Raw genomic sequence first — 20,149 nt, forward strand, 5'->3', positions numbered from 1 at the left:
TATACATTAGAATAAAATATACATTATAGGATTCTATAACCATGACTCTAAAACGCTTATATATCGCTACATTATTAGGTTTATCCAGTATTGCCGTTAATGCTGACACATTAAAACAAGTCTATGAAACAGCTAAATACAAAGATCCTGTTATTCTAAAAAGCAAAGCTGAATATGATGTATTTTCTGAACAAATCAATGAAGCTAAAGCTTCTTTATTACCACAAATAGGGTTCGGTTTAGATGCCAGCAAACTTGAATCAACCGATGATATTAATAATTATACGAACTATGGTGCAAGTATCGATTTAACGCAGTCGATCTATAATAGTTCATATTGGAAAAACGCAGACATTTCTGAAAAACAGGCAACTGAATACGCAACTATATACGGTTATGCAGCACAAACATTATTATACCGAGCAGCTGTAGCCTATTTTGATGTTTTAAGAGCAAATGAGTCAGTAAAATCAGTAGCTGCAAATAAACGCTCTGTTGAACGTCAATTAGAACAAACTAAGCAGCGCTTTGATGTTGGCCTAATTGCAATTACAGATGTTCATGAAGCACAGGCGGAATATGATAGAACCGTTGCAGATTTGATTATGGCAGAAAATACATTAGCTAATAATTACTATCTATTGCGAGAGTTAACTGGGGAAGATGTAAAACAAGTTGCTTATCTAAACACTGATACTTTCCAGCCGCAACGCCTTGAAGACGATGTAACAAACTGGCGTAATAAAGCGTTAGAGCATAACTTAGATTTACATGCAAAACGTATTGCTAAAGATGTAGCAAAAATGAATATTGAATTAGCAGAAACAGAGCACAACCCTACTCTTGATTTCACTATAGATGTCAACTATGACGACTATGATTATGAAAATTCTGCTAGAAGCTCAGTTAGTGGTACTTCTAGTACTTCTGCTATTTTTGGACTTAGTTTAGATGTTCCTATTTATACCGGTGGTGCAATTACTTCAAGAGTTAAACAAGCACAATACAGCTATGTAATGGCAAGCCAAGATTTAGTATCAAGCTTCCGTAGTACTGAGGCTGAAATCAATAGTGGCTATAACAACGTTCAAGCATCTGTTAGCTCTATACGAGCTTATGAACAAACTGTTATTTCATCGAAAAGTGCATTAGATGCTGCAGAAGCGAGCTTTGAAGTCGGTACTCGTACAATTGTTGATGTATTAGATGCAACAAGAAACTTATACGAATCTGAAAATTTATTAGCTAATGCTCGTTATGATTACATCATCAATATGATTCAATTGAAATTATCTGCAGGTACACTTTCTGAGCAAGATATTTTTGATATTTCAGCAGGATTGGTTGAAGCCAAAAAATAATAAACAACTATTTAATATTATTGAAATAAAAAGGGAAGCAGATGCTTCCCTTTTTATTAACATTTTAATGTCTTTATAAAAGCAATCAAAAAATAAAGTTGAAACTACAGCTCATTACGGATCGTTTTGATAATTTCAGAAGTAGAACAGCCATCTTTAAATTGTAGAACTCTCACCTCTCCACCATTAGCAATAACCTCTTCACCGCCAGCAATCTCTTCTGGTTTGTAATCACCACCTTTGACTAGCAGATCCGGTAACACACCAGCAATCAGTCGTTGTGGGGTATCTTCAGTAAATTCAACCACCCAATCAACAGCACCTAACCCAGCCAACACAAGCATTCGTCGATCAACAGGATTAACCGGACGACCTTCACCTTTTAGATCGCGAACCGACTGGTCACTGTTAACAGCAACAATTAATCGGTCTCCCTGTTCTCTCGCACTATTTAAATACGATACATGGCCAGCATGTAAAATATCAAAACAGCCATTAGTCATTACCACTTTTTCACCACGGTGCTGTGCAAGCTTTACAGCAAGCTTTAATTGTTCTTCAGTTAACACACCAAAACCAATTTCTTGTTGGCTATAAACTGCATTAGCTAACTCAATCGTATTAACCGTTGAGGTACCTATTTTACCTACAACGACCCCCGCACCTGCATTGGCTAATGCACAAGCATCTTCAAAACTGCTTCCTGCAGCGATAGAGGCAGCTAAGACCGCCATAACCGTATCACCCGCACCTGTTACATCAAAAACTTCTTGTGCTTGAGTCGGTAAATGGAATGGAGCGGTATTTTCACGAATCAATGTCATCCCATGTTCACTACGGGTTACTAACAAGGCTTCAAGTTGTAAATCGATAACTAATTGAGTTGCGCGATCAAATAATTCTTGATCGGTTTTACAATGTCCAACGACTTCTTCAAATTCAGATAAATTAGGTGTTAATAATGTTGCGCCCCGATATTTTTCAAAGTCAGAACCTTTAGGGTCGACTAACACTTTAGCGCCACGACTTTTTGCCAATAGGATCATATTCTGTATATCTGATAATGAACCTTTATTGTAATCAGAAAAGACAACTACCGGGCTTTCACCCGTCAGAGCTTTATCCATGTTATTCATTATTTTAGTACTATCAACTTCTGCAAATGATTCTTCAAAATCAAGGCGAATCAATTGCTGATGGCGGCTTAACACGCGTAATTTAGTAATAGTAGGTACATTAGGTACTGTAATAAAATCTGTTTTTATATGCACTGAACGTAAACTGTCTTGAATAGCTTGTGCGGCTTCATCTTCACCAACTAACCCAACAACGGTTGAACTCGCACCTAACGCAGCAATATTTAACGCAACATTGGCAGCTCCACCTGGTCGTTCTTCTATTTGCTTTACATTTACGACAGGTACAGGCGCTTCAGGAGAGATACGGGTAACAGGACCATGCCAATATCTATCTAACATGACATCGCCGACCACTAATACATTGGCTTGTTCATATTCAGGTAAGGTAATTTTCATTTTATTATTCTCTAATCGGTATATCGACTAAGATTATCACAGACATTATAAAATCACATTTTCAAAACCGAGTATTTTAAATTTTACGTAATAAATCAGTAAAAAAGAGAGGTAATTAAATAATAGAGATAAGGATTAAGACTCAGGTAGCTTTTTCATACAAAAAAGCAATATCAACATCAGCACAACTAACATCAACTGTAGTGTAGTTTGTCCAATCAATAAAATAGAAATGAGAAAGCTAACCACGATACTCAAATAAATAGCTGGTTTACGTTGTTTATTTATTTTTTTATGAGCTTGCCAATGTTTTAAATCATCACCAATACCTGGTAAATTTAATAACCATTGTTGAAATCTTGGAGAGCTTTTAGAAAAGCCAAATAACGCGAGTATAAAAAAAGGAGTTGCAGGTAACAAAGGTAAAATAACACCTAATAGTCCTAACAAAGTAGCAAAACAGGCAATAACAAATAATAGATATTTTATTAAATTTTGTCGCATAAATTTTGCCTTAATTTTTTAGTTGTTTTATCTATTTGAGTTATTTTAGTTGATGGTAAAAAAATTTCAAAAAAAAGGTCTGCATTAAGCAGACCTTTTTATTATAGCAATTTTGCAACTTACATTTTTCAGCCAATATTAATTAAGCTGAAAGAATGAAATTACTTACCTAGCTTCTCTTTAATACGAGCAGCTTTACCAGTAAGTTCACGTAAGTAGTAAAGTTTAGCTTGGCGAACCAGACCGCGACGTTTAACTTCAACGCTTCCTACAAGTGGGCTGTGAGTTTGGAATACACGCTCAACACCTTCACCGCTCGAGATTTTACGAACTGTGAATGCTGAATGTAAACCACGGTTACGCTTAGCAATAACAACACCTTCAAATGCTTGAAGACGCTCTTTTTCACCTTCTTTTACGCGAACACGTACAACAACAGTATCACCTTGAGAGAACTTAGGGATGTCTGTGCGTAGTTGTTCGTTTTCAATTGCTTGTAAAATATTACTCATTTTAATACCTTTTAATTCTAGTTAACTAATAACATCGCTGTTTAGTTGGAGTCACTTTCCAGAGCAGCAAGCAATTTTGCTTGCTCGTCAGTCAGAGCTAGATCTTTTAATAAATCGGGTCTTCTTTGTTTCGTGCGTTGTAATGATTGAGTTAATCGCCATTGACGAATTTTCTCGTGATCACCACTTAATAAAACACTTGGCACTTGCTTTCCATCTAACACCTCAGGTCTTGTATAGTGAGGGCAATCAAGCAAACCATCCGCAAAGGAATCTTGCTCAGCTGATTGACTATGACCCAAAACACCCGGTACAAAACGTACCACAGCATCCATTAAAATCATTGCCGGCAGCTCACCACCACTTAACACATAATCACCAACAGACCATTCTTCGTCTATTAAGCTTTCGATAATGCGTTCATCTATACCTTCATAGCGCCCTGCCACTAATATCAAAGCTTGAGAGCTTGATAAGGACTGAGCACCTTGATGGTCTAAACGTCGACCTTGAGGAGAAAGGTAAATCACCTTTGCCTCGTGCCCTGCTTCTCTTGCGTTCTGTTTTGCTGCGTTGATTGCATCCCGTAAAGGTTGCACCATCATCAGCATCCCAGGCCCACCACCATAGGGACGATCATCGACCGTTCTATGTTTATCTAATGTGAAATCACGTGGATTCCAACATTCGATAGAGAGCAAGTTATTTTTAATCGCTCGACCTGTTACCCCATTCTCGCTAATGGCCCGAAACATGTCCGGGAAGAGGCTAATAACCCCTAACCACATAACTTTTCTCCTAGGGTAATTAGAAATCAGGTTCCCAATTAACTGTAATTAGTTGGCCTGTAATATCAACATTCAATACTACTTGCTCTTCGATGAACGGAATTAATCGTTCTTTTTGACCAAAAGCATCATTCGAGTTGGCTTTTACAACAAGCACATCTTTAGAGCCTGTTTCCATCAAATCAGTGACAACACCAAGATGATAACCTTTGTCAGTATTAACCTGACACCCGACTAAATCGCGCCAATAGTAGTCTGTTTCCAATTCAGGAAGGCCAGATGGATCAACAAGAAGGTCAAGGCCAACTAGGGCTTGCACTTCTTCGCGAACATCATAACCAGCTACTTTTGCAACAAAACCTTTATTGTGGCGTTTCCATTCAGTGATAGTCACTTCTTGAAATGCCCCATTTGATTTCATTAACAATGGTTTGTATTGAAAAATGCTTTCTGGATCATCGGTGTAGGAGTGGACTTTTAACCAGCCTTTGATGCCATATACCGCACCAAATTTGCCTATCTCTATTGGTTGTGCTTTATCGCTCACCTATATCTCCTTCACCTAACTGCAATTAAGCAGCTACGGCGTTGTCTTTTACTAATTTAGCTACACGATCACTTAGCTGTGCGCCAAGACCAACCCAATGGTTGATGCGATCTGTATCTAAACGTAATTTTTCTGCTTGACCTTGTGCAGTTGGGTTAAAGAAACCAACTTTTTCAAGGAAACGACCGTCACGTGGGCTACGGCTATCAGTTACTACCACTTGGTAGAATGGGCGTTTTTTAGCGCCACCACGAGCTAAACGAATAGTTACCATATCGTCCTCTATATATATTGTTAAACGTCGAAAGTCAGTGAATTCTGACCACCTGCTTCTGTAGAAAGCCGCAAAATTATACTCTTATTTGAGAAAAGAACAATCAAAATCACAGTTTACAAATCATTCAAAGTCTGAAAAAACAAAAAGCCCCATTGAATTTGATTCAACGGGGCTTTTAGATCACTTTAGTAATTGAATTTACTAATGATTATTTTTTACGAAACCCACCTAAGCCTGGTGGCAATCCAGCACCGCCACCTGCGCCAGGCATACCACCGCCCATACCGGGCATCATACCTTGCATACCACTCATCATTTTACGCATGCCACCGCCTTTGCCTGACATTTTCTTCATCATTTTTTGCATTTGCGTAAACTGTTTCAGTAATTTATTAACATCTTGAATTTGCGTTCCAGAACCAGCAGCTATACGACGCTTACGTCCACCTTTAATGATTTCAGGTTTAGCACGTTCTTTTTTACTCATTGAGTTAATGATAGCTTCCATTTGATTGGTCGCTTTATCATTTACTTGGTCTTTCATGGCATCTGGAATGTTAGACATACCTGGTAACTTATCCATCATCCCCATCATGCCGCCCATGCTTTTCATTTGCACTAGCTGGTCACGGAAATCTTCTAAATCAAAACCTTTACCTTTTTGAACTTTTTTCGCTAATTTAGCGGCTTTATCTTTATCAACTTTAGTTTCAAGTTCTTCAATTAATGAAAGAACATCACCCATACCTAAAATACGAGAAGCGATACGATCTGGGTAGAAAGGTTCTAATGCATCAATTTTTTCACCCATACCGATAAACTTAATAGGTTTACCTGTGATATGGCGAATTGAAAGTGCAGCACCACCACGCGCATCACCATCGGCTTTAGTTAAGATAACACCGGTTAATGGCAATGCTTCGTTAAATGCTTGTGCAGTATTTGCAGCATCTTGACCGGTCATCGCATCAACAACAAATAATGTTTCTATCGGGTTAATTGCTTGATGAAGATCTTTAATTTCATCCATCATCTCGCCATCGACATGCAAACGACCTGCCGTATCGACAATCACCACATCAATGAATTTCTTTTTCGCATGTGTAATCGCTGCATTCGCAATATCAATTGGCTTTTGGCTAATATCACTTGGAAAGAACTCAACATCAACTTCAGCAGCTAATGTTTCCAATTGCTTGATCGCAGCAGGACGATAGATATCGGCACTTACTACTAATACCGATTTCTTTTCTTTGTTTTTTAATAATAAAGACAGTTTAGCAACAGAAGTGGTTTTACCCGCCCCTTGTAAACCCGCCATTAATAATACGGCTGGCGGTTGTGTTGCTAGGTTTAAGTTTTCATTAACTTCCCCCATCGCCAGTTCAAGTTCGTTTTGTACAACTTTAATAAAGGCTTGGCCAGGGTTTAAGCTTTTGGCAACTTCTTGTCCAATGGCGCGTTTTTTAATTGCTTGAATAAAGTCACGAACAACAGGTAATGCCACATCCGCTTCTAATAATGCCATACGCACTTCGCGTAACGTGCCTTTAATGTTATCTTCTGTTAATCGACCTTTACCACTGATACTTTTCAGTGACTTCGATAATCTGTCCGTTAAATTCTCAAACATGTTTAAGTCTCATAGCTATAAATTATTAGGATTTTATACATTATACGCATTTATGCTTTTTCAAAATAGTATTAACTTCTCATCCGTCCAATAAAGCTTATAATGTGTGCTCTTAAAAGACTCATTTTATGAAAATAGGTATCAATATATGGATCAACTAGCAATTATCAGTGTTGTATTTTATTTATTAAGCGGCTTACTTGCTGGCCGACAGTTATTCTCCACTCAAATAAAGTCCAATTTATATATCATTATTCTTTCGTGTATTGCTTTATTAAGCCATGCACTTTGGTTATATCAGAATATTTTACTCATCAACGGACAAAATTTACCGATTCTTAATGTGGTGTCATTAGCTAGTTTTGTCATTGCAGCCCTCTCATTACTCATGAGTAAAAAATTAAATACAGGCTTACTGTTGCCGATAGTTTATGGTTTTAACATTATTAATTTTGTTGCGGTCATGTATTTACCTAGCCATTACATCACCCATTTAGAAAATCATCCGGGCATTGGTTCTCATATCATTTTAGCGATATTAGCCTATGCAATCACCACTATCGCTAGTTTATTTGCCTTACAATTAGCTTATGTAGACTATCGATTAAAAAATCACAAATCTCCTGTGACCAGTTTAAATTTGCCACCATTAATGACCCTTGAAAAAAGTCTATTTCAACTTATTTTGATTGGCTTTATCTTATTAAGTGGCACATTAATCACTGGTTTTATATTTTTACAAAATATGTTTGGTTCAGAGAGCGGACATAAAGCGATACTGACCATGGTCGCTTGGGTTATCTATGCGACATTATTATGGGGTCGTTATAAAAAAGGGTGGCGTGGACGTTTAGTTATTTATATAACGATTGCAGGCTCATCGTTACTCACTCTCGCTTATTTTGGTAGTCGCGTTGTACGTGAAATAATTTTATAAGAGTCCTTATTAATAAAGTAGCTCTATTCTATAGAGCTATGCTATATGATTGTTTTATATGACTTTTATATAGTTATGTTATAAAAAAATGGTATAAAGTAACCTAATTTAAAGCCTCTAAATGATTAAACCGCTGAATTAATTTCAGCGATTTAATCTTATCTAAATACCTTCAATATAACTCTTCTTATATACCAGTTATAAATACGATAAGTCCTATCAACCAAACCATTAAAAAGTACAACCGCTAAAGGGCTTACTAATAAAATTAATTATAACCTGCTTTTAAACAGCTGTTTTCTACCACTTCATTATGATTACCTTGTACCTTTTGAATACGTTTGGCTCTCTCACACTCCCATTGGTCAACAGGATAAGTTTTATCCCAAGCATTCATTAATTGACGTTGTTGGCTACTCATTTTGTAATTGGCGTACAAACTATCCATGTACAAATAAGTACGAGCAATAACACCGCGACTAGCCGTTGGTGGCTCTACTTTACGGTTCTCTATTTTAACGGCACAACTGCCAAAGCTATTATTTATAGAGCCCAACATAGCAAAGTTATAATTACTACGACTGGCATTAACAGAACCAATGGCAGGATAAAGGTTGTACATATCTGCTTGCATATATCTAAACTCAGAATTTGCTTTTTCTGCACATCTGCGGCCTTTATAAGCCTTTCCTTTACTATTTACACAGACTTCAGCACCACTACGCCATTCACTAAAATTACGCCCAAAATTTTCTGCAGGCACGACATGTTCCCACTCTACGCGCCTTGCTCTTTTTTGATATTTGATACTTTCAAAGCCATTGGGCGGCGTAATATTTTTCTTACTATCGAACTCAGCTTGGCAATATAAAGTATGTCGCTCTTGAGAGGTTAAATAAATTTCTTTTTCTAGTTTCTTTTTAGCACTTGAGAAAGATTGTATTTGAGTATTTTCTGCATTCACGAATAATGAGAAAGGCAATAATGATAAAACAATTAATGATTTGATAATTTAATCCACTAGACAAAAGGGAGTATTATCTAATTTTACGCAGGTAAGATACAAGCCATTATATGAAATAAAATCATTGTGTTAGCTGTTATTAAAGTAAGATAAATTACCATAAAAATAACACATCGCTAATAAGTTTCAAATATTGGTAAAGATTGATGACAGTTATTCGTACTTTTATATTAATGAACGGATTATTTCGACATATAATGAATACATCGACTTAATTCTATTATTATGTGCAGTAAGTCGATTTCTATCGAAAATGAGTTTTTTATAACAATATTTAGCAAATCTACTTTGTTATATCTGCTTTTCTTCGATAGTATCAGGTCAATTATATTTCATTTTTTTATAGCAACTATCGAGAGAACTTTTGAACGACATACCCATTAGTGCACTATTTATAAGCTTAGTTATTTTAATCATTATTTCAGCTTACTTCTCTAGCTCAGAAACAAGCATGATGTCTTTGAACCGCTATCGTTTACGTCACCTAGCGGCAGATAAAAATAAAGCAGCACTACGCGTAGAAAAACTATTAAGTAAGCCAGATAAATTAATCGGCTTAATTTTGATTGGTAATAACTTAGTTAATATTTTAGCGTCCGCTATTGCCACTATTATTGGCCAACGTTTATTTGGTGATGCTGGTATTGCGATCGCAACCGGTGTATTAACTTTTGTTATTCTTATTTTTGCTGAAGTGACACCTAAAACATTAGCCGTTATCTACCCAGAAAAAATCGCCTTCCCTAGCTCTGTATTATTAGCGCCATTACAAAAATTACTGAGCCCATTTGTTTGGTTTATTAATGGCATCTCTAACGGGCTACTAAGAATTTTTGGGATTAGTCTACACAACCAAAATGATAATGCACTTTCAAGCGATGAGTTACGTTCAGTGGTTCATGAAGCGGGCTCTATGATTCCAGAGCATCACCAACAAATGCTATTGAGTATTTTAGAGTTAGAAAAAGTCACTGTGGATGAAATCATGGTACCGCGTAATGAAATAGCAGCGATCGATATCAATCAAGATTGGGAGACTATTTTAAAGCAACTAAGACATCGTACTCATACCATGACCTTGCTATATCGAGATACTATTGATGACTCAATAGGTTTTTTACATGCTCGAGATTCATTACTGATCTTATTAAAAGAAGAGTTTACTAAGACAACCTTATTAAGGAGTGTACGTGAGCTTTACTTCATCCCTGAAGGTACGCCACTCAATACACAACTGATCAAATTTCAACAAAACAAAGAACGTATGGGTTTAGTTGTAGATGAATACGGTGATATTCAAGGCTTAGTAACGTTAGCTGACATCTTAGAAGAGATTGTGGGTGACTTTACTACAACACGTGAACCTCACAGTTCTGAAGAGATTCATAAACAACAAGATGATAGTTACATCATTGAAGGTAGCTTGGGTATTCGAGACTTAAATAAAGAAATGGGTTGGTCTTTACCCACTGATGGTCCGCGTACTTTAAATGGTTTGATTCTTGAACACCTTGAGACAATCCCTACATCTGCAGTTAGCACACGTATCTGTGGCTACCCGATGGAAATAATAGAAGTTGAAAACAACATGGTTAAGTTGGTAAAAATCATTCCTCAGCTCTATGCAGAGGAAAGTTAATAATACCGATTACATTAAATAGGTTATCTAAACTTTGCGCTGGCAAAAACAGTTCAATTCAAGGCGAAAATGGCCACTCCCTTTGCGAAATTTATAACCAGGAGTGGGCTGTTTTAACAAGTAAAATAGATAAGCTATTTATTGTGATTGGTATAAATCCGCTTATTTAAATGATTCAGTTCAATAACACTAAAAGCAAACCTCATGGTTTGCTTTTTTGTCTCTAAATCTCTAAATATCAGCACCTTTAAACTCGAATAGTTATTTTACTTTCTTGCCTTTAAGGCGTTTATACCAATGGGATTAAATAAGTGTTCAGGGATTGCGCAGGAAAAATTAACACTAATAAGGCGTGAGTTGTAGGAGATAGTTGTTCTCACTTCAAAACTCACAACGCAGTTAGAGGTGATTTTAACCAGCAAGAATGATCACCTTATTAATTCTTTTGGTATTATTTAAAAAGTGTTTATAAATAGAACTAGATCACCTTTGATACATATCAAGAACACTTTTCAAAACATTGTAATAATAAGCTCACATTAATTAATTCCCTTTCTAGAGGCTTAGTGATTTATATGAACCATGCAATCAATAACTTAAACAACTTGAATAAAGAAGCTGTTAGCTCAGAAAGTCTCGATAACCCTGTTTCCATCGCAAGTGAATACGGATATAAAAAAGCCAATAAAGGTTTATTGCAATCCTTTGGTTTATCTATTTTTGCTGGTATTTTTATCTCAATTGCTTTTGTTTTTTATATCACGGTAACCACTGGCTCAAGTGCATCATGGGGCATGACAAAATTTGCTGGCGGTTTTGCCTTCAGCTTAGGGCTTATTTTAGTAGTGGTTTGTGGCGCAGAGCTATTTACCAGTACCGTGCTAAGTAGTGTCGCTTGGGCACAAAAGAAGATCAGCAATAAACAACTGATTAGCTGTTGGATCCGAGTTTATATAGGCAACTTCGTAGGAGCAATGATCATGCTATTGTTAATTGTAGGCGCAAAAATGCACCTGCAAGACGGCGGTCAGTGGGGTGTTAATGCGATGCTTATTGCACAGCACAAACTTCACCACACTTGGATACAAGCTTTCTCACTAGGTATTTTATGTAACTTACTTGTGTGCTTGGGTGTTTGGATGACATTTTATACAAAAGACATATTAACTAAAGCCATGTTATTAATTCTGCCAGTAACCATGTTTGTCAGTTGTGGATTTGAACATAGTATTGCCAATCTATTTATGGTGCCTTTAGGCATTGCACTACAACATAGTTTTTCACCTGAGTTATTGCTTGAACTAGGCTATAACGCAGCTAGTTTTGCTGATTTAACCATCAGTCATTTTGTGATTAATAATTTAATTCCAGTCACATTAGGTAATATTGTAGGAGGAGCTGTGATCGTCGGGTTAGGAAATTGGTTTATTGAAAAGTCACCTATCAGCAAAAAGCAGTAAGAATATGATGGTTGAGGTTAGAGTTTAGAGGTTTAGATATAGACAGAAAGTAAAAAGGCTTCATGATAGAAGCCTTTTATTAAGAAGCAGACAGCGTTAACAACTAAAGCTGTTGTAGTTGCTCAGCTGATAATGAGATATCGTCATTTTTATTAACGCCGACACCCGCATCGATAATTGCTTGAGCAATTTCTTTTGCTTCTACTAGAGAATGCATTTCATAAGTACCACATTGAAATTCGTTTAGCTCTGGAATTTCATTTTGGTTTTCAACGTTTAAAACATCTTGCATTGCCGCTAACCAAGCTTTACCAACTTGGTCTTCTGTTGGTGCGCCAATTAAACTCATGTAAAAACCAGTACGACAACCCATCGGTGAAATGTCGATGATTTCAACTTGCTCACCGTTTAAATGATCACGCATAAAACCAGCATATAAATGCTCTAATGTATGGATCCCTTTTTCCGATAGGATATCTTTATTAGGCGCAGTAAAACGCAAATCGAATACAGTAATAGTATCTTTACTTGGTGTTTGCATGGTTTTAGCAATACGTACTGCTGGCGCTTTCATAATAGTATGGTCAACGGTAAAGCTATCTAATAATGGCATCGGGGGTTTCCTTTTTACTTAATTAATAATTATTGGTTACTGATACTCATCAATAACATAAAGCTCGTTATGTATAAAACAATCGCCATAACCAGCTTGAATCTAAATTTTCTTCGCAGCCTTTTAACTGTGTAGCGTATTGTCTAGCACGCGTATCCACTTTGCGAGAAACTTTTAACAACCAAGGCTTTTTATTGTAACTTTTCTTTTTATAGCCAGTCCAACCTTCATGATAATTTAAATACTGTCCATATGCATCCCACTTGGAAATACCATTTATCTTATTGGTTTTACTGGTAAACCATCCCATAAAATCAATTGCATCATCAAAATCATCTCGATCTGACCAGTTATTACCCGTTTCGCGTTGATAATCATCCCACGTTGCATCTTGTGCTTGCGCATACCCATAAGCACTACTAACTCGCCCAATAGGAATAAACCAAAAGTATTCCATTGGCGGCGCAGCATCATGTATAAAACTACTTTCTTGATACATCATCGCCATTGGTACATGGATTGGTGTACCCCAACGTTGATTCATTTCCTTGGACGCGCTATACCAATCTCTATTTTCAAAAAATATATCACAAATATTTTCAGGGTTTTCTGGAGGAGGTGTTGCACAAGCGATTAAAGAAAGAGGAAAAGACAGAACAAGTATTTTCTTAAATAAATTCATTATAAATGTTAAACCTCTAGGCTAATGGAATGAGCAATAAGGGTTAATAAAACGTTTAATGATAAGAATAGATACAACACCATTGGTTATTGGTAGCAATAACCATGGTGTATTTTTAAAGACTTGAAAAATAAATAAGCACTGTTAATCAATAATACTAGCTAACAACGTTAACTTTATTATTTTTTAGCATTTTCAAAATAATCAGCTAAAAAGTCAGGGAATGTTAGTTTATCCGCTGCTTCAATTTGCTTTTGTTTATCGATTGATTGTAATTTTTGTTCTGCAAATACTTGATCAGACCAAATTGTATAAGATTGATCTTCTAACTCTGTTTTATATTGCTTACTCAGTTCTAATGCTAAAGAACCATTATCCCCTTGAGCGTTTATAATACGATTTAGGATACGTGCTGAGCTAGTGTTTTCCGAATGCTCGAAACGCGGGCTAATATGTTTCATTGCATTTTGATAACAATCATCTTCACTATTTTTGTCTAATAAAATAGCCATGTCAGCAAGTTGTGTATTTAACCACTTACCCCAACCAGCCACGTCATTAGTTTGTTCTGCAATGGTTAGTGTTAATTTCGGGTCACGACCACGAGTTACCACTTGACTGAAGTTATCAGCACAAGCTTTATACTCTTGTTGTGACAATTCAGGAGATTCGACACTTGCACACCAAGTTAAGAATAAGTCTAAGAAATGAACTTGTTCTTTAGTAATGCCCAGCTTACAAAATGGATTAACATCTAAAGAACGAATTTCAATATATTCAATACCACGTGCTTTTAATGCTTGAGAGGGTGTTTCATTGCTTTTTTGAACTCGTTTGGCACGGATAGAAGCATATAGCTCATTTTCAATCTGCAAAATATTGTCATTAAGCTGTACGTATTCACCGTCTTTAACAATCCCCATTTCAGTAAATTTAGGATCTTTTTTAGATAAAGCAACGCGAACACTGTCTAAATATGAATCTAAGTTATTATAACAAATATTCAAATCTGATTGAGAGCTACTTGTGTAACCTAAGTCACTAAGACGTAATGAAGTTGCATAAGGTAAATAAATAGTTCCTGAACCCGTAGTTTCAAAAGGTAATTTAGTTTCTTTGCCTTGCAAAAATGACTTACAAATCGCAGGAGAAGCGCCAAATAAATAAGGAATCACCCAACCATAACGTAAGTAGTTTCGAATTAAGCCCATGTAACCAGCAGACTGAGCTTCTTTCCCCGTTAATGGTGAATCATGCAATTCGCTCCAAGTATCCCAAAAACTAGCAGGTAATGAGAAGTTATAATGCACACCAGAAATAATTTGCATCATACTGCCGTAACGGTTTTTCAAACCTTGGCGGTAAGTGGTTTTCATTTTACCAATGTTAGATGTTCCAAACTGTGCAAGCTCGACATGATCTTCACTTTGCACATAACAAGGCATACTCATTGGCCACAAATATTGCTCACTAGGTAAATTCAATACAACATGGTGATGAATGTCATTCAGGTAATCAAAAAGCTGATCAACGCTATTGGCAACAGGTGTAATAAACTCTAATAAGCTTTCAGCAAAGTCAGTGGTAATTGAAGTATGTGTAAGGGCTTTACCATAAGCACTAGGATGTGCTTCTTGAGATAGTTTACCATCTACATTTACGCGTAATGTTTCTCGTTCAATACCACGCCCAAATTCAGTGAGACTTTCAGGATGTTGGTTAAGGAAATGAATGCGTTGTTGAAAGTTTTTAGCCAAAAGTAAGCCCCAGAGTAGTTTTCAGAGGGCTAACTCTACCACCGAACTTCGTTGAACTAAATAAGGATTTAATAGAAACACCTCATATTTTTAGACTTTAAACAAAGTTTAAATAGTTGAATGAATAACTTCCAATAAAATGTATTTAAATTTCATCAATAAAACATTGAAATAGACCGTTTATAAATAACTTACTTTCTCTATTATTATTTTAAATATTGATAAGCATTCTAAACGCTGAGCATCAAAATATAGATATAACTTAGTATTATACCAATCACACTAATTAACTGATCTATTTTACTTGTTAAAATAACTTATTTCTTCGTTGTAAATTTCGTAAATGGAACAACCATTAAAGAATTAACATCTTTTGGTTAATTCTCCGATAGACGATTAACGAAGTTAATCTTCGAAAGGCTCAATTTACGCCTTAAACTAAGTCATTTTTCCTGCGCAAAATTTAGATCACTTATTTAATGTAATCGGTATTACATGTTACCGACTCTGCTATGGCCATAATGCAACTAAGGCGAGTAAAAATAGGTAGCGTAAACTTTTGCCAATAACAATATTAATAAATGCAGTCGTTTTGGGTAATTTAAGCCATCCAGCAAACAAGCAAATAACATCACCAACAATAGGTAACCAACTTAATAACAGCGCAACGTTGCCCCATTTTTTACAAAATAATAAAGTTTTAGGGTACTTCATAGCTGCTTTTTCTTGACCAAAATGAACATAGAAACCTAGTAAGTAAGTGACAATAGATCCTAAACTATTACCAATAATAGCCACTAACAAAAATCCCCACTTTAATGAAAATTGTTGTTTAAGGTAATAAACAAATAATACCTCTGACCCACCAGGAAAGAGTGTCGATGAAATAAAGGCGCTGCTAAACAACAGCCAATAATCATTCATTACTTAACCTCATAAAAGGCTTGCTCCATAGGTAATGCCATAAAAATAGGGTTTAAAGCTAAATATCAAAGCCATGTTTCAAGGCTAAACTTCAAAAATAAATAGTAAAAGCTAGCCATAAAAAAGGCCACTAAAAAGCGGCCTTAATAAAGAAGAGTAAAGTTATTCTTTAACTATTTAACCAACAATAGCCAACAACACACCAGCAGCAACAGCACTACCTAATACACCAGCCACATTCGGGCCCATTGCATGCATTAAGAGGAAGTTATGCGGGTTAGCTTCAAGGCCTACTTTATTAGCAACACGCGCAGCCATAGGTACAGCTGACACACCTGCAGCCCCGATCAATGGATTAATAGGACTCTTAGAGAAGCGCCCCATAATTTTTGCCATGATCACACCAGATGCAGTACCAATAGAGAAAGCAATAGCGCCTAACCCTAAAATACCTAACGTTTCTAAGTTCAAGAACTTATCTGCAGATAATTTAGAACCAACACCTAAACCTAAGAAGATAGTCACTATATTAATCAACTCATTTTGAGCAGTTGAGCTTAAGCGATCAACCACACCAGACTCACGCATTAAATTACCTAAACAAAACATACCTACTAGCGGTGTTGCTGCCGGTAAGAACAAAATTGTCATAAATAAAACAGCGAGAGGAAAAATGATTTTTTCTTTTTTACTGACTGGACGCAACTGCTCCATTTTTATCTCACGCTCAGCTTGCGTCGTTAATGCACGCATAATTGGCGGTTGGATAATTGGCACTAACGCCATATATGAATAAGCAGCGACGGCAATTGCACCTAACAAGTCAGGGGCTAATTTAGAGGCTAAGAAAATAGCGGTTGGCCCATCTGCACCACCAATGATGGCAATAGCAGAAGCATCAGCCAGAGTAAACTCAAAACCAGGTACTAGGTTTAATAGAATGGCACCAAATAATGTTGCAAAAATACCAAACTGAGCTGCTGCGCCTAAAAACAACGTTTTAGGGTTAGCAATCAACGCACCAAAGTCTGTTAATGCGCCCACTCCCATAAAGATAATCAACGGAAAAATCCCCGTTTCAATACCAATATGGTAAATGTAATAAAGCATACCGCCTTCATCATTAAAACCAGCATTAGGAATATTCGCTAAAATAGCGCCAAACCCAATTGGTAATAATAAAAGAGGCTCAAACTTACGTACGATTGCTAAATATAATAGCAAACCACCGACAGCCATCATCACTAGCTCAGGCCATTCGAAATTTGCAATTCCCGTATCAGCCCACAGGGTCATTAATCCATTCACGTTATCTTCCTTAACCTATTACGAACAGTGATTCACCAACATTAACAGCATCACCCTCTCTAGTATTAACAGCTTGTACTGTGCCTGATTTTGGAGCACGAATTTCAGTTTCCATTTTCATCGCTTCCATGATCAGTAGTACATCACCTTCATCGACGTAATCACCATTGTTAACAAGCACTTTAAAGATGTTACCCGCTAAAGGAGCTGGTACATCTTCACCTTCAGCGCTAGCAGCAGGAGCAGCAACATTAGCTGAAACCGTTGCATTGACTTGGCCGGCAGCTTGAATTGGTGTAATACCATCGATACTACCTTCAGGGCCTACTTGTACATTATATAACTGGCCATCAACTGACACTGAGTATGATTCAGGTTCCTTGTTTGATGGTGCAGCTACTTTCATATCATCTTCACTTGGTACTGGCTCAAATGCATCAGGATTATTACGATTTTCTAAGAATTTAAGTCCAATCTCAGGGAATAATGCATAAATAAGTGCATCATCAATTTCGTTCTCAGCAAGCTTAATATCTTTCTCGGCTGCTAACTTTTTAAGCTCAGCTTCAATAGCCGCCATTTCTGGAGCAATGTTATCAGCAGGACGACAAGTAATTGCCTCAGCCCCATCTAATACTTTTGCTTGTAATTCAGCATTAACAGGAGCAGGAGCTGCACCATATTCGCCTTTTAATACACCTGCGGTTTCTTTAGTTATATTTTTGTAGCGCTCGCCCATCAATACATTGATTACAGCTTGTGTACCAACGATTTGAGAAGTAGGTGTTACTAAAGGAATAAAACCAAGATCTTCACGAACACGCGGGATCTCTTTTAATACTTCATCCATCTTATCGCCAGCACCTTGCTGTTTAAGTTGGCTTTCCATATTAGTTAACATGCCACCCGGTACTTGTGCTAACAAGATACGTGGATCAACACCTTTCAATTCACCTTCAAATTTCACGTATTTTTTACGTACTTCACGGAAGTAAGAAGAAATTTCTTCAAGCTTATGTAAATCTAATCCAGTATCACGTGGTGTACCTTCAACAATAGAAACCAATGTTTCCGTTGGTGAATGACCGTATGTCATACTCATTGATGAAATAGCAGTATCAATAATATCAACACCCGCATCAATCGCTTTTTGCTGAGTCGCAACACTTAGACCTGTTGTCGCATGACAATGCAAAGCTAATGGGATATTAGTACACGCTTTAATTTTAGTGACTAACTCTTCTGCAACATACGGTTTTAATAAACCAGCCATATCTTTAATACAAATTGAATGTGAACCCATGTCTTCCATGCGTTTTGCCATATCAACCCAGCCATCAATAGTATGAACAGGGCTAGTCGTATAAGAGATAGTACCTTGTGCATGAGCACCGACGTCGATAGCAGACTTAATCGCTGTTTCAAAGTTACGTACATCATTCATTGCATCAAAAATACGGAATACATCTACACCGTTGGTATGAGCACGTTCAATAAACTTTTGAACAACATCATCAGCATAATGACGGTAACCTAATAGGTTTTGCGCTCTTAACAGCATTTGTTGTGGTGTGTTTGGCATCGCCGCTTTTAAAGCGCGAATACGATCCCAAGGATCTTCACCTAAATAACGAATACATGAATCAAAAGTAGCGCCGCCCCAAGTCTCTAAAGACCAGTAGCCTACTTTATCTAATTTCTCTGCGATGGGTAACATATCGTCAATACGCATGCGCGTTGCAAATAATGATTGGTGTGCATCACGTAAAACAACTTCGGTGATTGCGAGAGGCTTAGACATATTCACTTGCTCCTTTATTAATTCTTTATCCATCATACTGTTTGTGCTTTACGGTATTGTTGCACTGCGCTTGTGATAGCGGCAATAACTTGAGGGCTTACTTGTGCTTGACCAGCTGCTTTAGATGCTGCAGCGGTTTTGCGTTGAGGGGTAATAACGGGTTTATCCGCAGGAATATATTTTGCCATTAGGTTAATACAAATAAAGAGTAGCCCTAAAAACATATAAACAAATGCCATGCCGAGACCCAGTAACGTTAACGCGGTAACTAAAGACCCTGAAATATCCATAAATGTATCCTTTCCTTTTCTAAATGCTCATGACAACCTGTAATCGACACATAAAAATGAATATTTATTCAAATTCAATATATATTTAACAAGTTGCAAAGTTGCAAGCTTTGAATACCTATCACGATTAAAACCATGTAAATAATAAACATCAACCATCAATCTACTTTGATCAATAACCCTTTAATATATATAGTTATTAGTAGAATAATGTTTCGCAGATGCCTATTGTACTGGTTTGGGCTATAAAATGAAAGAAATGGAAGTTGACCTAGTTTGCAGAGTTTATATTTAAAATTAAGGCAGTGGATAAAACAATGGCAAAGACCAATCCATGCAGGTATAGCAAGGGTGTTAGCTTTGATTATTTATGCAGAAGAAAGATTTAATTAAACGAAAAATAAAACAAAATTTGAATATTTATTCTAAATTAATGAATTAAAATTTAAAAACAAGAAAATGACTAACAATAAAAAGTAGAAGATAAAATAGAAAATAAAGAAATGGTGCGGGTGAAGGGATTCGAACCCCTGACCGCCTGGTTCGTAGCCAGGTAC

At 36.6% G+C, this 20,149-nt stretch carries 19 protein-coding genes; 4 read left to right on the forward strand and 15 right to left on the reverse strand.

The genetic code is table 11. From position 1 onward, the window contains the following. Positions 1–41: 41 nt before the first annotated feature. Entirely contained in the window at positions 42–1,361 is a 1,320-nt protein-coding gene (locus V6255_RS15375; protein ID WP_341628958.1) for a TolC family outer membrane protein, read from the forward strand. A 104-nt stretch (positions 1,362–1,465) separates the two neighbouring features. Here the strand turns inward: V6255_RS15375 and hldE are convergent, their stop codons facing one another. From hldE to ffh, 7 genes are all read right to left on the reverse strand, one after another. After that, entirely contained in the window at positions 1,466–2,896 is a 1,431-nt protein-coding gene (gene hldE, locus V6255_RS15380; protein ID WP_341628959.1) for a bifunctional D-glycero-beta-D-manno-heptose-7-phosphate kinase/D-glycero-beta-D-manno-heptose 1-phosphate adenylyltransferase HldE, read from the reverse strand. 135 nt (positions 2,897–3,031) lie between these two features. Further along, positions 3,032–3,400, reverse strand: coding sequence for a YbaN family protein (locus V6255_RS15385; RefSeq protein WP_341628960.1), 369 nt, complete (start codon positions 3,398–3,400; stop codon positions 3,032–3,034). A gap of 161 nt (positions 3,401–3,561) precedes the next feature. Next, on the reverse strand, positions 3,562–3,912 hold the full coding sequence (gene rplS, locus V6255_RS15390) for a 50S ribosomal protein L19 (protein ID WP_025563547.1): 351 nt from the start codon (positions 3,910–3,912) through the stop codon (positions 3,562–3,564). Between the two features lie 41 nt (positions 3,913–3,953). Beyond that, the gene (gene trmD, locus V6255_RS15395) at positions 3,954–4,700 is read right to left on the reverse strand and encodes a tRNA (guanosine(37)-N1)-methyltransferase TrmD (protein WP_341628961.1); all 747 of its coding nucleotides are present in this window, start codon (positions 4,698–4,700) and stop codon (positions 3,954–3,956) included. 19 nt (positions 4,701–4,719) lie between these two features. Then, complete coding sequence (gene rimM / locus V6255_RS15400; RefSeq protein WP_160063717.1) at positions 4,720–5,247, reverse strand: ribosome maturation factor RimM; 528 nt, start codon at positions 5,245–5,247, stop codon at positions 4,720–4,722. Between the two features lie 25 nt (positions 5,248–5,272). Then, positions 5,273–5,521 (reverse strand): 30S ribosomal protein S16, encoded by a 249-nt coding sequence (rpsP, locus tag V6255_RS15405; RefSeq protein WP_025563544.1) that lies wholly within the window; start codon positions 5,519–5,521, stop codon positions 5,273–5,275. A 211-nt stretch (positions 5,522–5,732) separates the two neighbouring features. After that, complete coding sequence (gene ffh, locus V6255_RS15410) at positions 5,733–7,157, reverse strand: signal recognition particle protein (RefSeq protein WP_341628962.1); 1,425 nt, start codon at positions 7,155–7,157, stop codon at positions 5,733–5,735. Positions 7,158–7,305: 148 nt separating this feature from the next. Between ffh and V6255_RS15415 the strand changes: the two genes are divergently transcribed. Beyond that, the gene (locus V6255_RS15415) at positions 7,306–8,094 is read left to right on the forward strand and encodes a cytochrome C assembly family protein (RefSeq protein WP_341628963.1); all 789 of its coding nucleotides are present in this window, start codon (positions 7,306–7,308) and stop codon (positions 8,092–8,094) included. 268 nt (positions 8,095–8,362) lie between these two features. Here the strand turns inward: V6255_RS15415 and V6255_RS15420 are convergent, their stop codons facing one another. Then, positions 8,363–9,076, reverse strand: coding sequence for an endonuclease (locus V6255_RS15420; protein WP_341628964.1), 714 nt, complete (start codon positions 9,074–9,076; stop codon positions 8,363–8,365). A gap of 406 nt (positions 9,077–9,482) precedes the next feature. Between V6255_RS15420 and V6255_RS15425 the strand changes: the two genes are divergently transcribed. Both V6255_RS15425 and focA read left to right on the forward strand, forming a co-directional pair. Beyond that, positions 9,483–10,757 carry an HlyC/CorC family transporter gene (locus V6255_RS15425; RefSeq protein ID WP_341628965.1) on the forward strand — a complete coding sequence of 425 codons (1,275 nt, stop codon included), beginning with the start codon at positions 9,483–9,485 and terminating at the stop codon, positions 10,755–10,757. Positions 10,758–11,332: 575 nt separating this feature from the next. Further along, complete coding sequence (focA, locus tag V6255_RS15430; RefSeq protein ID WP_341628966.1) at positions 11,333–12,217, forward strand: formate transporter FocA; 885 nt, start codon at positions 11,333–11,335, stop codon at positions 12,215–12,217. A 103-nt stretch (positions 12,218–12,320) separates the two neighbouring features. Here focA and luxS read toward each other — a convergent pair whose 3' ends face one another. From luxS to V6255_RS15465, 7 genes are all read right to left on the reverse strand, one after another. After that, positions 12,321–12,830 (reverse strand): S-ribosylhomocysteine lyase, encoded by a 510-nt coding sequence (gene luxS, locus V6255_RS15435; protein ID WP_341628967.1) that lies wholly within the window; start codon positions 12,828–12,830, stop codon positions 12,321–12,323. Between the two features lie 67 nt (positions 12,831–12,897). Further along, positions 12,898–13,512, reverse strand: coding sequence for a hypothetical protein (locus V6255_RS15440; protein WP_341628968.1), 615 nt, complete (start codon positions 13,510–13,512; stop codon positions 12,898–12,900). Positions 13,513–13,691: 179 nt separating this feature from the next. Beyond that, complete coding sequence (gshA, locus tag V6255_RS15445) at positions 13,692–15,269, reverse strand: glutamate--cysteine ligase (RefSeq protein ID WP_341628969.1); 1,578 nt, start codon at positions 15,267–15,269, stop codon at positions 13,692–13,694. Positions 15,270–15,779: 510 nt separating this feature from the next. Then, the gene (locus V6255_RS15450; protein WP_341628970.1) at positions 15,780–16,193 is read right to left on the reverse strand and encodes a YqaA family protein; all 414 of its coding nucleotides are present in this window, start codon (positions 16,191–16,193) and stop codon (positions 15,780–15,782) included. A gap of 177 nt (positions 16,194–16,370) precedes the next feature. Next, positions 16,371–17,489, reverse strand: a complete 1,119-nt coding sequence (locus V6255_RS15455) for a sodium ion-translocating decarboxylase subunit beta (protein WP_425355937.1) — start codon at positions 17,487–17,489, stop codon at positions 16,371–16,373. Between the two features lie 22 nt (positions 17,490–17,511). Next, entirely contained in the window at positions 17,512–19,302 is a 1,791-nt protein-coding gene (gene oadA, locus V6255_RS15460) for a sodium-extruding oxaloacetate decarboxylase subunit alpha (protein WP_341628972.1), read from the reverse strand. 32 nt (positions 19,303–19,334) lie between these two features. After that, complete coding sequence (locus tag V6255_RS15465; RefSeq protein ID WP_341628973.1) at positions 19,335–19,592, reverse strand: OadG family transporter subunit; 258 nt, start codon at positions 19,590–19,592, stop codon at positions 19,335–19,337. Positions 19,593–20,149 lie beyond the last annotated feature (557 nt).

This window comes from Psychromonas arctica (genome assembly GCF_038155225.1).
Classification (GTDB): domain Bacteria; phylum Pseudomonadota; class Gammaproteobacteria; order Enterobacterales; family Psychromonadaceae; genus Psychromonas; species Psychromonas arctica_B.

Bases quoted from the DNA above. Each gene is read 5' to 3' on its own strand.
- V6255_RS15375 (WP_341628958.1), top strand. From the start codon at position 42: ATGACTCTAAAACGCTTATATATCGCTACATTATTAGGTTTATCCAGT.
- hldE (WP_341628959.1), bottom strand. From the start codon at position 2,896: ATGAAAATTACCTTACCTGAATATGAACAAGCCAATGTATTAGTGGTC.
- V6255_RS15385 (WP_341628960.1), bottom strand. From the start codon at position 3,400: ATGCGACAAAATTTAATAAAATATCTATTATTTGTTATTGCCTGTTTT.
- rplS (WP_025563547.1), bottom strand. From the start codon at position 3,912: ATGAGTAATATTTTACAAGCAATTGAAAACGAACAACTACGCACAGAC.
- trmD (WP_341628961.1), bottom strand. From the start codon at position 4,700: ATGTGGTTAGGGGTTATTAGCCTCTTCCCGGACATGTTTCGGGCCATT.
- rpsP (WP_025563544.1), bottom strand. From the start codon at position 5,521: ATGGTAACTATTCGTTTAGCTCGTGGTGGCGCTAAAAAACGCCCATTC.
- ffh (WP_341628962.1), bottom strand. From the start codon at position 7,157: ATGTTTGAGAATTTAACGGACAGATTATCGAAGTCACTGAAAAGTATC.
- V6255_RS15415 (WP_341628963.1), top strand. From the start codon at position 7,306: ATGGATCAACTAGCAATTATCAGTGTTGTATTTTATTTATTAAGCGGC.
- focA (WP_341628966.1), top strand. From the start codon at position 11,333: ATGAACCATGCAATCAATAACTTAAACAACTTGAATAAAGAAGCTGTT.
- luxS (WP_341628967.1), bottom strand. From the start codon at position 12,830: ATGCCATTATTAGATAGCTTTACCGTTGACCATACTATTATGAAAGCG.
- V6255_RS15440 (WP_341628968.1), bottom strand. From the start codon at position 13,512: ATGAATTTATTTAAGAAAATACTTGTTCTGTCTTTTCCTCTTTCTTTA.
- V6255_RS15450 (WP_341628970.1), bottom strand. From the start codon at position 16,193: ATGAATGATTATTGGCTGTTGTTTAGCAGCGCCTTTATTTCATCGACA.
- V6255_RS15455 (WP_425355937.1), bottom strand. From the start codon at position 17,489: ATGACCCTGTGGGCTGATACGGGAATTGCAAATTTCGAATGGCCTGAG.
- oadA (WP_341628972.1), bottom strand. From the start codon at position 19,302: ATGTCTAAGCCTCTCGCAATCACCGAAGTTGTTTTACGTGATGCACAC.
- V6255_RS15465 (WP_341628973.1), bottom strand. From the start codon at position 19,592: ATGGATATTTCAGGGTCTTTAGTTACCGCGTTAACGTTACTGGGTCTC.